Origin of the sequence: Marinobacterium marinum, from assembly GCF_013868415.1 — a bacterium.
Classification (GTDB): Bacteria; Pseudomonadota; Gammaproteobacteria; order Pseudomonadales; family Balneatricaceae; genus Marinobacterium; species Marinobacterium marinum.
Window position 1 is genome coordinate 1 of sequence record NZ_JACEMT010000055.1, and the last position, 14959, is coordinate 14959.

Sequence of the window (14959 nt, forward strand, 5' to 3'; positions counted from 1 at the left end):
ATCTTTTAAAGCTTCTTAGCTTTAAACGCTCTTTAACAAATTGGATCTGAAAGATTGTCTTGTATTGTTTGATACAAGCGCCAACCGGCGATAATCGTTACGAACCATTCATTTGAACAGACGCCTTCGGGTTATATGGTCAAGTGAATAAGCGTGCACGGTGGATGCCTTGGCAGTCAGAGGCGATGAAGGACGTAGTAACCTGCGATAAGCCTCGGGGAGTCGGTAAACAGACTTTGATCCGAGGATTTCCGAATGGGGAAACCCACCCGCTTGCGGGTATCTCTTCACTGAATACATAGGTGTAGAGAGGCGAACCCGGGGAACTGAAACATCTAAGTACCCGGAGGAAAAGAAATCAACCGAGATTCCCTTAGTAGCGGCGAGCGAACGGGGAGCAGCCCTTAAGCTGTCTTGTGGTTAGCAGAACACTCTGGAAAGTGTGGCCATAGTGGGTGATAGCCCCGTATGCGAAAACCTATAGACAGTGAAATCGAGTAGGACGGGACACGTGTTATCCTGTCTGAATATGGGGGGACCATCCTCCAAGGCTAAATACTCCTGACTGACCGATAGTGAACCAGTACCGTGAGGGAAAGGCGAAAAGAACCCCTGTGAGGGGAGTGAAATAGACCCTGAAACCGTGTACGTACAAGCAGTGGGAGCCGTTTTCGGACGGTGACTGCGTACCTTTTGTATAATGGGTCAGCGACTTACTTTCAGTGGCAAGCTTAACCGTTTAGGGGAGGCGTAGGGAAACCGAGTCTTAATAGGGCGCCAAGTCGCTGGGAGTAGACCCGAAACCGGGCGATCTATCCATGGGCAGGTTGAAGGTTGAGTAACATCAACTGGAGGACCGAACCGACTGTCGTTGAAAAGCCAGCGGATGACCTGTGGATCGGAGTGAAAGGCTAATCAAGCCCGGAGATAGCTGGTTCTCCTCGAAAGCTATTTAGGTAGCGCCTCATGTCTCACCTTGGGGGGTAGAGCACTGTTTCGGCTAGGGGGTCATCCCGACTTACCAACCCGATGCAAACTCCGAATACCCAAGAGTGCAATCATGGGAGACACACGGCGGGTGCTAACGTCCGTCGTGGAAAGGGAAACAACCCAGACCGCCAGCTAAGGTCCCAAAGTTCTAGTTAAGTGGGAAACGATGTGGGAAGGCTCAGACAGCTAGGAGGTTGGCTTAGAAGCAGCCATCCTTTAAAGAAAGCGTAATAGCTCACTAGTCGAGTCGGCCTGCGCGGAAGATATAACGGGGCTCAAACTAGACACCGAAGCTGCGGATGCCTTAGGGCATGGTAGAGGAGCGTTCTGTAAGCCGTTGAAGCGGAAGCCGGGAGGCACCGTGGAGGTATCAGAAGTGCGAATGCTGACATGAGTAACGATAAAGGGGGTGAAAAACCCCCTCGCCGGAAGACCAAGGGTTCCTATCCAACGTTAATCGGGGTAGGGTGAGTCGGCCCCTAAGGCGAGGCTGAAAAGCGTAGTCGATGGGAGACAGGTTAATATTCCTGTACCGCGCATAACTGCGACGGGGGGACGGAGAAGGCTAGGCCAGCGCGGCGTTGGTTGTCCGCGTTTAAGGGTGTAGGTTGAGAAGTTAGGCAAATCCGGCTTCTTAAGACTGAGACCTGATGACGAGACTCTTTATGAGTCGAAGTGGTTGATGCCATGCTTCCAGGAAAATCCTCTAAGCTTCAGGTTATGTGTGACCGTACCCCAAACCGACACAGGTGGTCAGGTTGAGAATACCAAGGCGCTTGAGAGAACTCGGGTGAAGGAACTAGGCAAAATGGTGCCGTAACTTCGGGAGAAGGCACGCCGATGTTGGTGATGGACTTTGCGTCCTAAGCTGATGTCGGTCGAAGATACCAGGTGGCTGCGACTGTTTATTAAAAACACAGCACTCTGCAAACACGAAAGTGGACGTATAGGGTGTGACGCCTGCCCGGTGCCGGAAGGTTAATTGATGGGGTTAGCTTCGGCGAAGCTCTTGATCGAAGCCCCGGTAAACGGCGGCCGTAACTATAACGGTCCTAAGGTAGCGAAATTCCTTGTCGGGTAAGTTCCGACCTGCACGAATGGCGTAACGATGGCCACACTGTCTCCACCCGAGACTCAGTGAAATTGAACTCGCTGTGAAGATGCAGCGTCCCCGCGGCTAGACGGAAAGACCCCGTGAACCTTTACTATAGCTTCACAGTGGACTTTGACATTACTTGTGTAGGATAGCTGGGAGGCTTTGAAACCATGACGCCAGTTGTGGTGGAGCCAACCTTGAAATACCAGCCTGGTACTGTTGAGGTTCTAACTCAGGTCCCTTATCGGGATCGAGGACATTGTGTGGTGGGTAGTTTGACTGGGGCGGTCTCCTCCCAAAGAGTAACGGAGGAGCACGAAGGTACCCTCAGGCTGGTCGGAAATCAGCCAATGAGCGCAAGAGTAGAAGGGTGCTTGACTGCGAGACTGACACGTCGAGCAGGTACGAAAGTAGGTTCTAGTGATCCGGTGGTTCTGTATGGAAGGGCCATCGCTCAACGGATAAAAGGTACTCCGGGGATAACAGGCTGATACCGCCCAAGAGTTCACATCGACGGCGGTGTTTGGCACCTCGATGTCGGCTCATCACATCCTGGGGCTGAAGCCGGTCCCAAGGGTATGGCTGTTCGCCATTTAAAGTGGTACGCGAGCTGGGTTTAGAACGTCGTGAGACAGTTCGGTCCCTATCTGCCGTGGGCGTTTGAGATTTGAGAAGAGCTGCTCCTAGTACGAGAGGACCGGAGTGGACGCACCTCTGGTGTTCCGGTTGTCACGCCAGTGGCATTGCCGGGTAGCTACGTGCGGACGGGATAACCGCTGAAAGCATCTAAGCGGGAAGCCTCCTTCAAGATGAGATCTCACTGGACCCTTGAGGTCCCTGTAGAGCCGTCCGAGACCAGGACGTTGATAGGCTGGGTGTGTAAGTGTTGTAAGGCATTGAGCTAACCAGTACTAATTGCTCGTGAGGCTTGACCATATAACGCCCAAGGCGTTTGCAATGAATGGTTAGACTGAAGATCAGTCAAGAATATGATTATCGCAGCTCGCAAGAGCACCGGTTGAACGCTTGTAGCGACAACACAGACAGTCACCGAATTTCAGATCCGATTTGTACCAGTTTTGCTTGGCGACAATAGAGCCGTGGAACCACCTGATCCCATACCGAACTCAGCAGTGAAACGCGGCATCGCCGATGGTAGTGTGGGGCTTCCCCATGTGAGAGTAGGTCATCGCCAAGCATTTATTCAGTGAAAACCCCGGTCTCGTCGAGATCGGGGTTTTTGCGTTTTGGGCGGTTCGGGGAGCCTTGTTTGCTGGTGTCGTGAACCGTATAGTGCGCCTCTCTCCAGCTTATGCAGGTTAACAGCTACAGTGAAAATGGATAATCCGCCCAGAAAACCTTTCGTTGCCCGAGGCTCGGGTGTGCTTCGGTGTGAAGGCTGCCGCCTGCCTCAGGAGGTTTGTATCTGCGAGTGGCGTTACAGGGTACCGGCAGCCTGTCAGTTCTGGCTGTTAACGCATCGGTATGAGTTGTACAAACCAACCAACACGGGGCGTTTGATCCTCGATTCGATCGAAGGCACACGCATCTTTGAATGGTCCCGTACCGAGCCGAGTGACGAGCTGATGGCGGCTTTGAATGATGAACGTTACGCACCCTGCCTGGTTTTTCCTGCCGGAGATGATTACCAGGAGCGGATGGTCCATCAAGTCGGAGGAGAGGGGCGTATACCGGTTTATATTATCCTGGATGGGACCTGGCGACAGGCGCGGCGCATGTTTCGCCACAGTCGCTATCTGCAGCATCTGCCCGTGATTGAGCCTCAGACCGACCGTTTGAGCCGTTATCAGCTACGACGCTCGACCATTGATCAACACTTGTGTACGGCAGAGGTTGCGGTTGCCTTGCTGGAACAGGTGGGGAATCAGGCGGCAGCTGATCATCTGGAAGGGTATTTCGAACGTTTCAACCGCAGCTATATTGCCACGCGGCGTCGCTGGGCCAAGCGGGGGTCTGAGTGACCGACCCCCGTCTTGGGCGGGGTATGCTTATACTCAGTGCGTTTCTTCCGCCGTCGGCTGCTCTGCGGCGCGCTGCTGCATCTGCTGCGCATACAGTGCATCGAAGTTGACCGGTGCCAGCATCAGCGGAGGGAAGCTGGCCTTGGTGACAAAGTTGTCGACAGCTTCACGGGCATAGGGGAACAGCAGGTTCGGGCAGAAGGCTCCCAGGGTATGGTGCAGTTCGGCTTCTTCCAGGCCGGCAATCAGGAAAATGGCAGCCTGCTGAACTTCGACCAGGAAAGCGGTTTCATCTGCGTTCTTGGCTGTCACGGTCAGGGTGAGTACCACTTCGTGATGGTTTTCATCCAGTGACTGGGTGCGGGTGTTCATTTCCAGATTGATTTCCGGCTGCCAGGGCTGGGTAAAGGCCTTTGCACCGGCCGGTGTTTCCAGAGAGGCGTCTTTGATGTAAACACGCTGCAGAGCGAACTGCGGCTGGTTTGCGTTAGCTTCAGACATCTGAATATCCTTGTATCAGTCTTGTGGTGGTAGTTCAGCCAGCGAGCAGCGCGTCGAGCTGCCCCTGTTGTTCCAGTGCGAACAGATCATCACAACCTCCCACATGGGTCTGGCCAATGAAAATCTGGGGAACGGAGCGACGGTTGCTGCGCTGCATCATTTCCTGGCGCAGAGCCGGATCGCTGTCCACATCGATCGCGGTATATTCGACCTGCTTGCTGTCCAGAAGAGCGATGGCACGGGTGCAAAAAGGGCACCAACGGGTCAGATAGATGGTTACGTCAGTCATGGTACTCACTTGATGATCGGCATGTTCTGGCCTTTCCACTCGGTCATGCCGCCGCTAAGGCGCACGACCTGCTGGAAGCCTGCCGTTTTCAGTTTCTTGGCTGCGGCACCGGCGGACTGGCCAAGGTTGCACACCACGATCACGGGAGTGTCCTTGAATTTGTCCAGCTCGCTCATGCGGCGGTCAAGGTCGGCCAGCGGAATGTGGTGAGCGCTGGTGATGCGCCCGGTATCCCACTCCTTGCGGGTGCGGATATCCAGTACGATACCGGACTCCTTGTTGATCAGACGGGTCGCTTCCGCGGGCGTGACCGATTTGCCGGACTTGCGCTTTTCGGTGGCCAACAGGATAAGAAGCGTCAGCACCCAGGCACCGACCAGATAGTAATGCTGTGTTGCGAATTCGATCAGGCGTTCCATAGTCATTCCGGTCAAAGGGACGGATATAAAGTCGTCAAGTATACAATGCCACTGTGGCAGCGATAAGGGCATGGCTTCAAAAGCTGAACGATGGTCGTTAGCCAATCCGGCTGCAAGGCAGTAAAATGACTGCCTGTTTTTTAATCGACCGGACAGATGTAGCCCACCATGACAGAAGCACGCGCAACCAAGGCCCTGATCATTCTTGATGGCTTTGGCGTGGAATCCACGCCCTCGTCAGCTATCGATGCTGCCAATACACCGACTTGGGATCGTCTGCTGTCGCAGAACCCCAATTCGCGTATCCAGACCTCTGGTGAGGCCGTGGGCCTTCCGGACGGCCAGATGGGTAATTCCGAAGTGGGGCACATGAATATTGGTGCCGGTCGCACGGTGTACCAGAACTTCACTCGGATCTCCAAATCGATCACGGATGGTGACTTCTTCGAAAACGAGGCCCTGTGCCAGTCGATGGATAAGGCGATTGCTGCCGGACGCGCAGTGCATGTACTGGGCCTGCTGTCGCCGGGTGGTGTACACAGTCATGAAGAACATATTTTCGCCCTGTTGGAAATGGCCGTGAAACGCGGCGCGAAAGATGTTTATCTGCACGCGATCCTGGATGGGCGTGACATGCCGCCACGCTCAGCGGAGCCATCCCTGCAAGCGGCCGAGGCGACCTTCGCGCGCCTGGGTACCGGTGCGATAGCCACCGTGGTTGGTCGCTACTACGCTATGGACCGTGATAACCGTTGGGACCGCGTTGAGCAGGCCTATAACGCGATGACGCTGGGACAGGCACCGCAACAGGCCAGCACAGCCGAGATGGCGTTGGCTGCCGCCTATGGGCGAGACGAAAATGATGAATTCGTACAGGCAACCGTAATCACCAATGCCGAGGGGCAGCCGGTTGCATGTGTGCAGGATGGGGACACACTGATTTGTGCGAACTTCCGCCCCGACCGCGCACGTGAAATTACCCGTTGCTTCGTGGATCAAGGGTTTGACGGGTTCGTGCGCCAATCACATCCAGCTCTTAGTGGCTATGTGATGTTGACCGAATATGCCGCCGATATCGCGGCACCGTCCGCGTTTCCGCCAGTGCCGATTCGCAATGACTTGGGTGAATACCTGTCAGGCCTGGGCAAAACCCAGCTGCGGATATCGGAAACCGAAAAGTACGCGCACGTGACTTTCTTCTTCAATGGTGGTCAAGAGGCAGTGTATCCGGGTGAAGATCGTATTCTGGTCCCGTCGCCTCAGGTCGCAACGTATGACCTGCAACCGGAGATGAGTGCCCCGGAAGTCACTGAAAAGCTTTGTACAGCTATTCGCAGCGGCAAGTATGACCTGATTGTTTGCAACTATGCCAACGGCGATATGGTTGGACATACGGGCAACTTTGATGCCGCCGTGCAGGCAGTGGAAACCGTTGACGAGAGCCTGACCCGAGTACTTGAAGCGCTGGCCGACGTACAGGGTGAAGCCCTGATTACGGCGGACCACGGCAATGTGGAGTTGATGCGCGACCCCAACAGCGGTCAGCCGCATACGGCTCACACAACCTGGCCCGTGGCGCTCATTTATGCCGGCCCCCGCGCCGATTCCCTGCAGCTGGCAGATGGTGCGCTTTGTGACTTGGCACCGACACTGCTGTCGTTGATGGGACTGGAGAGACCGGCTGAAATGTCGGGCCACTCTCTGGCAACCCTGGCGCGGGACTGATCGTCGTGAAGGCCTGTACCCGAGTGCTGCTCGTACTCTGCCTGAGTATGGGTGGCCTGAGCGTGCAGGCTGCGCAGGACCCGGCCAAAACCGAGCAGCAGCTCAAACGGGTCAAGCAGCAGATCAGCGCTCTGCAGGCCAAACTGGCCAAGCGCAAGCAGGTCCTGGCCAAGGCAGAAGCCGAGCTGCGAGGCTTTGACAAGCGTATCGGCGCGGTGGCGGCAGAGCTGCGTCAGCTGGATGAACGTCAGCAGCAATTGCAGACTCGGCGCGGCAGCTTGGGGGATGACGAGGCAGAGCTGGTTGCCCGACTGCAGGAGCAGGAGGGGCTGATTCGCGACCTGCTGCGAGAACAGTACAAGCTGGGCCGCCAGCCGGGCATGGAACTGCTGTTGTCACAGGAAGACCCCCAGCAGCTGTCTCGAATGCTGCACTATTACGACTATCTGGCGTCGCGCCTGAATGCCGAGCTGGTCGCGTACCGGGACCGAATAGAACGGCTGACCGAAACGCAAAGTGCCATCTCGGCCACTGATAGCGAGCTGTTGTCCAACCGGACCCGCCTGCAGCAGCAGCAGCAGGCATTGGCCGAAGCTCGAGAGGGGCAGGCACGTACGCTGGCGACCTTGAAAGGGGCACACCAGCAGGACAGTCGTCGGCTGGGACGGCTGCAGTCGGACCGGGCCGAGCTGGAGGCGGTGCTTAAGGAGATCCAGCGCTCTCTGGAGCAGGTCAGACTGAAACAGGATGGGCTCAAGTTCAGCCAGCGCAAGGGCAAGATCGACTGGCCGGTAACAGGACGCGTCAAGCGTTCGTTTGGCAGTCGGGTTGAAAACATCTCCTATGAAGGCATCTTGATTGCAGCCGGCACCGGCACCGAGGTCAAGGCGGCGCACCATGGACGAGTGGTTTTTGCCGACTGGTTGCGGGGATACGGTTTGGTGCTTATTCTGGACCATGGCAACGGTTATCTGTCACTGTATGGCCATAACGAAAGTTTGTTGCGAGAGCCCGGTGAATGGGTGGGGACCGGTGAAAGTCTGGCACTGGCCGGCAGCAGTGGCGGCAGTACGGAACCCGGACTGTATTTTGCTATCCGATATCAGGGACGCTCGGTTGATCCAATCACCTGGCTTAAACGGCGCTAACTGACCTGCAGGGAATTCGATGATGAAGCTTTTCAGCCGTACACCTCTTGCTACTGCCCTTCTGGGATACGTCCTCAGTGCAGGGGCTCCCGCTCTGGCAGACGATGCAGTCGAAAGCGAGCGGAAAGCGCTGCCGCTGACCGAATTACGCATGTTTGCGGATGTGTTTGATCGTATCAAACAGGCTTATGTCGAACCGGTGGACGATCGCAAGTTGCTGGAAGATGCCATCCGCGGCATGTTGACGGGGCTGGACCCTCATTCGGCCTACCTGGAAGCCGATGCCTTTGAAAGTCTGCAAATTCATACCCGCGGCGAGTTTGGGGGGCTGGGCATTGAGGTTGGTCTGGAAGACGGCTTTATACGCGTTATTGCTCCGATCGATGACACGCCGGCACAGAGAGCCGGGGTGCGGGCCGGCGATCTGATCATCAAGCTCGACGACACGCCGGTGCAGGGGCTGGGCCTGAGCGAAGCGGTCGATATGATGCGTGGCGAAATCGGTACTCCCATCCGTTTGACCATCATGCGTGAGGGCCGCGACCAGCCGCTGGAGCTGGAATTGAAGCGCGATGTCATCAAGGTGGCCAGCGTGCGTCATCAGGTGTTGGAGCCGGGGTACGGTTACCTGAGGATCTCTCAGTTCCAGTCACATACCGGCCAAGATCTGGTCGCGGCCATCAACAAAATGCAGCAGGACGGCGCCCTGAAGGGGCTGGTGCTGGACCTGCGCAACAACCCGGGCGGGGTGTTGCAGGCAGCGGTTGAAGTCGGTAATGCCTTCCTGAAAGAAGGGCTGATTGTCTATACAGAAGGACGTCTGCCCAACTCGGAACTGCGCTTCAACGCCAATGAGAACACGGCGGCGCCGGATACGCCGCTGGTGGTGTTGATCAATGGTGGCAGTGCTTCTGCGTCCGAAATCGTGGCCGGTGCGTTGCAGGATCAGCAGCGGGCCGTGATTATGGGCACCGACAGTTTCGGCAAGGGGTCGGTACAGACCGTATTGCCGCTGGGTGAGGATCGGGCCATCAAACTGACAACCGCACGTTACTATACGCCCGGCGGCCGCTCGATTCAGGCACAGGGCATTCAGCCGGACCTGCGGGTGGAGGACGCACGCCTGACCCGTATTGATGGCCGGGAGCGGGTCAAGGAACGGGATCTGGCGGGCCATCTGGAAAATGGCAGCGAAGCCGAGCGAAGCGCGGCGGCATCGTCTGACCTGTCGTCACGGGATTTTCAGCTCTATGAAGCCCTGAACCTGTTGAAGGCGATGCAAATTCTGCAGCGCGGTTCGTCAGTCGATTGATACGAAAAAAGGGGCCAGGGCCCCTTTTTTATCGACTGCAGATCGGATTCAGCGCACCGTCTGTGCACGGAACACGCCCTGTGCCAGACAGCCCCACTGCTCGGACCAGTGTTCGGTTGGTCGACGTTTGAACTCGGTGCGAACAAACTGCCGAATGCGCCCTTCAGCCGCAGCCAGAATCAGGTTGGCGGCCGAGCCTGCCGGGATGAGCGTGCGGACCCCTTCGCGTAGCTCCGCCTCGCGCATAACCTGCTTGAGCTGGGTTTCCAGGCGTTCGAACAGCTGGTTTACGCGCATTCTGAGTCGTTCGGTTTCGCCGGCGAGTGCATCGCCGGTCAGAATGCGGGCCATGCCCGGGTTTTTTTCGACAAAGGCCAGCAGCAATATCAGTATCTGCTCACACTGACGGGTTGCCGGCATGTCCGAGCCGATAATCAGCTTGATGCGCGAGAAGAGCGTCTCCTCGATAAAGCCGATCAGGCCTTCGAACATGCGCGCCTTGCTGGGGAAGTGCCGATAGAGTGCAGCCTCGGAGACGCCAACCTCCCGCGCCAGTGCAGCCGTGGTAATGCGTTGCCCCGGACTGATTTCCAGCATGTGGGCCAGCGCCTGCAGGATCTGCTCGCGGCGGGATATTTTCTGCGTCTTATCCGTCATGTTGCGGCATCTGGTCGCTGGTATTGGTGATCAGGGTGCCGACACCTTCATCGGTGAAAATTTCCAGCATGCAGGCGTGTTCAACACGGCCATCAATGATGTGTGCACTGCTCACGCCGCTCTTGACGGCATTCAGGGCACAGTCGATCTTCGGCAGCATGCCGCCGTAGATGGTGCCATCTTCGATCAGCGCATCAACCTGCGTGGTCGTCAGTCCGGTCAGCACGTTGCCGTCCTTGTCGAGCAGGCCGGAAATATTGGTCAACAGCATCAGTTTCTCGGCCTTGAGCACCTCGGCCACCTTGCCGGCGACCAGGTCAGCGTTGATATTGTAGGCATGTCCGTCCTCGCCCACCCCGATGGGGGCGATAACCGGGATGAAGTCGGAATTGACCAGCATCTCCAGCACCTGCACGTTGACACTCTCGACCTCGCCGACGTGACCAATATCGATGATTTCCGGTGCTTCCATTTCCGGAGTCTTGTGCTTCACCTTAAGCTTGCGGGCACGCAGCAGTTCGCCGTCCTTGCCGGTCAGGCCGATCGCCTTGCCACCGGCGGTGTTGATCAGGCCGACAATTTCCTTGTTGACCATGCCGCCCAGCACCATTTCGACAACGTCCATGGTTCTGGAGTCGGTGACGCGCATACCATTGATGAAATGAGATTCGATTTTCAGCTTTTCCAGCAGGCTGCCGATCTGCGGGCCACCGCCATGGACGACGATCGGGTTGATACCGATCAGCTTCATCATCACGATGTCGCGGGCGAAGCTTTCCTTGAGCTTTTCATCGATCATGGCGTTGCCGCCGTATTTGATCACCAGGGTCTTGCCGGCGAAGCGTTGGATATAGGGCAGAGCAACCGACAGGACATCGGCGGTTGACATCGCCTGCTTACGAGACAGGGGCATAATCTCTCCTTGTTAGGTCACATCCGGTTCAGGCGTCGGGAATCAGCAGCGCCGTATCGATAGCGCTCAGACGGGTCTGAAACTCGGTTTTGATTCGGTTGAGGGCTGTCGCATTCTCGGCTTCGAAGCGCAGGACCAGTACCGGGGTGGTATTGGATGCACGCATCAGGCCCCAGCCATCGGCATAGTCGACGCGTACTCCGTCGATATGGTTGATGTTGCCACCCGGGAAGTCGGCCTGCTGCAGGGCCTCGACCAGCGCGAATTTGTTGTCCTCGCGCACCTCGATATTGATTTCGGGCGTGCTCACATCCTCGGGGTAGGCCGAGAAAATAGCATCGGCATTCGCCGTACGTCCCGACAGAATTTCCAGCAGTCGGGCTGCACTGTACAGGCCATCATCAAAGCCGTACCAGCGCTCCTTGAAGAAAATGTGGCCGCTCATTTCGCCGGCCAGCAGGGCGCCGCTGGCTTTCATCTGGCGCTTGATCAGCGAGTGGCCGGTTTTCCACATGGTTGCCTTGCCACCAGCCTGCTCGATTACCTGCGGCAGCAGACGTGAGCATTTGACGTCGAACAGGATTTCGGCACCGGGGTTGCGACTGAGCACATCTTCGGCGAACAACATCATCACTCGGTCCGGGTAGATGACGTGGCCGCTTGGGGTAATTACGCCAACGCGGTCGCCGTCGCCGTCAAAGGCCAGGCCCAGGTCCGCCTTGTGTTCGGCTACGGCGGCGATGGCATCCTGCAGATTGGCCAGTTTGCCCGGATCCGGGTGGTGGTTGGGAAAGGTGCCATCCACGTCGCAGAACAACGGGATGACCTCGCAGCCAAGCTGTTCGAGCAGTGTCGGCGCCAGCTTGCCGGGTATGCCGTTGCCGCAGTCCACCACCACTTTCATGCCGCGCTTGAGCTGAATATCGTCCAGAATACGTTGCAGATAGGCCTGATCGACCTCAAGCACTTCGGTGCTGCCGGTGCCATCGACATAGTCAGCCGTCTGAATGCGGTCGGCCAGGGCCTGGATCTGATCACCAGACAGGGTTTCGCCGCCAAGCATCATTTTGAAGCCGTTGTAATCGGACGGATTATGGCTGCCGGTGATCATGATTCCGGTCTGATCGGCATACTGGTGAGCCGCAAAATAGAGGGTGGGAGTCGGTACATAACCGACATCCTGTACCGCACAACCACTGTCGGTCAGGCCGCTGATCAGGATCTCTTTCAGTCGTGGCCCGGACAGGCGGCCATCGGCGGCGACCACCACTTCGGTGATATTACGGCTCAGGGCTTCAGCCGCGAAAGCACGGCCGATGTGGTACACGGTTGCTTCGGTCAGCGATTGGCCGACGATGCCGCGGATGTCATAGGCACGAAAGATGTCACGATCAAAGTGTTCTAGCGGATAAGGCATCAGCTGGCTTTCCTGTCGTCAGTAAGTATTCACATTCATGTGTCAGTGGCGGCCGGAGGAACCAAAGCCACCGGCACCGCGCTCAGAATTGTCGAAGTCGTCGACGATTTCGAATTCGGCTTGAACTACCGGTACCAGTACCATTTGTGCGATGCGCTCGCCGGGTTCGACAGTGAAGGTGGTCTGGCCACGGTTCCAGCAGGATACGAACAGCTGGCCTTGATAGTCGGAATCGATCAGGCCGACCAGATTGCCCAGTACGATGCCGTGTTTGTGGCCCAGCCCTGAACGGGGCAGGATCATCGCGCACAGGCCCGGATCTTCGATATGGATCGCCAGCCCTGTGGGGATCAGTTCGGTCTGCCCCGGTGCCAGGGTCAAGGCTTCGTCCAGGCAGGCGCGCAGATCAAGACCGGCGGAGCCTTCGGTAGCGTAGGCGGGCAGGGGGATGTCGCGACCAATGCGGTCATTCAGGATTTTGACTTGCAGTGATTTCATTTTGTGCTCTGCTTGTAGTGCTGGGCAATCTGTTCGATCAGCCGGCGAGCCAGCTGACGCTTGGAGGCTTGGGGCAGGCTGACTTCGTCGTCGGCACTGACCAGTGTGACGGCATTGTCGTCACTGTTGAAGCCGATTTCCGGGTTGGAGACATCGTTGGCAACAATCAGGTCCAATCCCTTGCGGATCAGCTTGCTGCGCGCATAACCGATAACATCACGGGTTTCGGCGGCAAAGCCGACTGTATAGGGGCGCTGTGCGCCAAGACCCGCGACTGTGGCGACGATATCCGGGTTCTTGGTCAGGCGCAGCTCCATGATTTCTTCGCTGCCTTTCTTGATCTTGTGCTCTTCCACGGCCACCGGGCGGTAGTCGGCCACGGCGGCGGCGGCGATGAACAGATCGCAGCGGTCGATGTCGTCCAGGGAAGCGGCCAGCATCTGTTCGGCCGTTTCAACCTGGATACAGTCGACTCGCGGCGGAACCTGCAGTGTCACGGGGCCGCTGATCAGTCGGACGCTGGCGCCGGCATCGGCAGCGGCTTCGGCCAGAGCGTAGCCCATTTTGCCGGAACTGTGGTTGGAGATGTAACGCACCGGGTCCAGGGGTTCGCGGGTCGGACCGGCGGTGATGACGACATGTTTGCCGGCCAGAGCGCCGTATTCGAATTGCTCGGCGGCGCGTCGGGCCAGCTCCACGGGTTCCAGCATGCGACCGGGGCCGGTGTCGCCACAGGCTTGGGCACCTTCGGCCGGGCCGAGCAGGGTGACGCCCTGAGCGCTCAGTTGGCATGCATTGTCCTGGGTGCGCCTGTCACGCCACATGGCCTGGTTCATGGCTGGTGCCAGGCAGATGGGGGCATCGCTGGCCAGACATAGGGTGGTCAGCAGGTCATCCCCCATACCGGCGCTGAAGCGGGCAATGAAGTCGGCGCTGGCCGGGGCGACCAGAATCAGGTCGGCCCATTTGGCCAACTCGATATGGCCCATGCCGGCTTCCGCTTCCGGGTCGAGCAGTTGCAGGTGGACGGGGTGGCCCGACAGGGCCTGGAGTGTCAGTGGGGTAATGAATTCGGTGGCGGCCGGTGTCATGACGATACGGACATCGGCGCCGGCACCTTTGAGCAGGCGGGTCAGTTCGGCACTCTTGTAGGCGGCAATACCGCCGGTGATACCGAGCAGAATGCGCCGGTTAGTAAGTCTCTGCATACCCTGAGGATCCGGTTGTTTCTCATCGTGGGACAGGGCGTTAAGATACCACTTCGGCTGGGCAAAGCGTAGGGAGGTTCGGCCAAAGAACATTCGCTCATAAGGAGGTGAGGCATGTCGATCAAGGATTGGCCGGCGGGTGAACGGCCGCGGGAAAAACTGTTGGGGCGTGGGCCTCAGGCACTGTCGGATGCGGAGTTGCTGGCCATTTTTTTGCGTACCGGGGTGCAGGGGTGCAGCGCAGTGGATCTGGCGCGTCAGCTGCTGGAGCACTTTGGTGGTTTGAGGATGTTGCTGGAATGCGGTGAGCAGGATTTCTGCGCCGCCCACGGCCTGGGGCCGGCGAAGTACGTTCAGCTTCAGGCGGTGCTGGAGATGTCGCGCCGCCATCTGGAATCGCAGCTTATGCGTGAGTCGGCGCTGGAAAGCCCCACGGCGGTACGGCGCTACCTGGCCAGCCGGTTGCGCCATGAACCGCGGGAGGTGTTCGCCTGCCTGCTGCTGGATAATCGTCATCGGGTGATCCGCTATGAAGCGCTGTTTTACGGCACCATCAATGCCGCCAGCGTACATCCGCGTGAAGTGGTCAAGCTGGCGCTGGCGCATAATGCTGCTGCGCTGATTCTGGCCCATAATCATCCGTCCGGAGTGGCCGAGCCTTCAATGGCGGATCGGCAAATCACCGATCGCCTGGTGCAGGCATTGGGGTTGGTGGATATTCGGGTGCTGGACCATATCGTGATAGGGGATGGCGAGGCGGTTTCCTTTGCCGAGAGAGGGTTGCTTTGACTCACTGGTGAAAAA

13 protein-coding genes and 2 rRNA genes are annotated in these 14959 nt (G+C 57.6%); 7 read left to right on the forward strand and 8 right to left on the reverse strand.

Annotated elements, in window-relative coordinates; genetic code table 11:
- Nucleotides 1–137 precede the first annotated feature (137 nt).
- From H1S06_RS14430 to H1S06_RS14440, 3 genes are all read left to right on the forward strand, one after another.
- Nucleotides 138–3022: ribosomal RNA gene (locus H1S06_RS14430) — 23S ribosomal RNA — on the forward strand.
- Nucleotides 3023–3168: 146 nt separating this feature from the next.
- Nucleotides 3169–3284 (forward strand): 5S ribosomal RNA (rrf, locus tag H1S06_RS14435).
- Nucleotides 3285–3423: 139 nt separating this feature from the next.
- Nucleotides 3424–4068, forward strand: a complete 645-nt coding sequence (locus H1S06_RS14440) for a tRNA-uridine aminocarboxypropyltransferase (RefSeq protein ID WP_220183912.1) — start codon at nt 3424–3426, stop codon at nt 4066–4068.
- Nucleotides 4069–4101: 33 nt separating this feature from the next.
- Here the strand turns inward: H1S06_RS14440 and secB are convergent, their stop codons facing one another.
- From secB to H1S06_RS14455, 3 genes are read right to left on the reverse strand one after another with little or no spacing between them, the layout of a single operon-like run.
- Complete coding sequence (gene secB / locus H1S06_RS14445; RefSeq protein WP_181741450.1) at nt 4102–4569, reverse strand: protein-export chaperone SecB; 468 nt, start codon at nt 4567–4569, stop codon at nt 4102–4104.
- A 34-nt stretch (nt 4570–4603) separates the two neighbouring features.
- Complete coding sequence (grxC, locus tag H1S06_RS14450) at nt 4604–4858, reverse strand: glutaredoxin 3 (RefSeq protein ID WP_181741452.1); 255 nt, start codon at nt 4856–4858, stop codon at nt 4604–4606.
- 5 nt (nt 4859–4863) lie between these two features.
- Nucleotides 4864–5277, reverse strand: coding sequence for a rhodanese-like domain-containing protein (locus H1S06_RS14455; protein ID WP_181741454.1), 414 nt, complete (start codon nt 5275–5277; stop codon nt 4864–4866).
- Nucleotides 5278–5445: 168 nt separating this feature from the next.
- Between H1S06_RS14455 and gpmI the strand changes: the two genes are divergently transcribed.
- Genes gpmI through H1S06_RS14470 form a run of 3 tightly spaced genes read left to right on the forward strand, consistent with a single transcriptional unit; the run spans nt 5446 to nt 9462 of the window.
- Nucleotides 5446–7002: a 2,3-bisphosphoglycerate-independent phosphoglycerate mutase gene (gene gpmI, locus H1S06_RS14460; RefSeq protein ID WP_181741456.1), complete on the forward strand. Its 1557-nt coding sequence runs from the start codon at nt 5446–5448 to the stop codon at nt 7000–7002.
- Between the two features lie 5 nt (nt 7003–7007).
- A complete protein-coding gene (locus H1S06_RS15750) occupies nt 7008–8150 on the forward strand; it encodes a murein hydrolase activator EnvC family protein (RefSeq protein WP_181741458.1) in 1143 nt (380 codons plus the stop codon).
- Nucleotides 8151–8172: 22 nt separating this feature from the next.
- A complete protein-coding gene (locus tag H1S06_RS14470) occupies nt 8173–9462 on the forward strand; it encodes a S41 family peptidase (protein ID WP_305058180.1) in 1290 nt (429 codons plus the stop codon).
- Nucleotides 9463–9510: 48 nt separating this feature from the next.
- Here H1S06_RS14470 and slmA read toward each other — a convergent pair whose 3' ends face one another.
- Genes slmA through coaBC form a run of 5 tightly spaced genes read right to left on the reverse strand, consistent with a single transcriptional unit; the run spans nt 9511 to nt 14155 of the window.
- Nucleotides 9511–10119, reverse strand: a complete 609-nt coding sequence (slmA, locus tag H1S06_RS14475; protein WP_181741462.1) for a nucleoid occlusion factor SlmA — start codon at nt 10117–10119, stop codon at nt 9511–9513.
- Nucleotides 10109–11032 (reverse strand): acetylglutamate kinase, encoded by a 924-nt coding sequence (gene argB, locus H1S06_RS14480; protein ID WP_181741464.1) that lies wholly within the window; start codon nt 11030–11032, stop codon nt 10109–10111. Before argB ends, slmA begins: the two co-directional genes overlap by 11 nt.
- A 28-nt stretch (nt 11033–11060) precedes the next feature.
- Nucleotides 11061–12449 carry a phosphomannomutase/phosphoglucomutase gene (locus H1S06_RS14485; RefSeq protein ID WP_181741466.1) on the reverse strand — a complete coding sequence of 463 codons (1389 nt, stop codon included), beginning with the start codon at nt 12447–12449 and terminating at the stop codon, nt 11061–11063.
- A gap of 42 nt (nt 12450–12491) precedes the next feature.
- Nucleotides 12492–12947 (reverse strand): dUTP diphosphatase, encoded by a 456-nt coding sequence (gene dut / locus H1S06_RS14490; protein WP_181741468.1) that lies wholly within the window; start codon nt 12945–12947, stop codon nt 12492–12494.
- Nucleotides 12944–14155 carry a bifunctional phosphopantothenoylcysteine decarboxylase/phosphopantothenate--cysteine ligase CoaBC gene (gene coaBC / locus H1S06_RS14495; RefSeq protein WP_181741470.1) on the reverse strand — a complete coding sequence of 404 codons (1212 nt, stop codon included), beginning with the start codon at nt 14153–14155 and terminating at the stop codon, nt 12944–12946. The genes dut and coaBC overlap by 4 nt, the downstream gene beginning before the upstream one ends.
- 114 nt (nt 14156–14269) lie before the next feature.
- Between coaBC and radC the strand changes: the two genes are divergently transcribed.
- Complete coding sequence (gene radC, locus H1S06_RS14500) at nt 14270–14944, forward strand: RadC family protein (RefSeq protein ID WP_181741472.1); 675 nt, start codon at nt 14270–14272, stop codon at nt 14942–14944.
- Nucleotides 14945–14959: the final 15 nt, after the last annotated feature.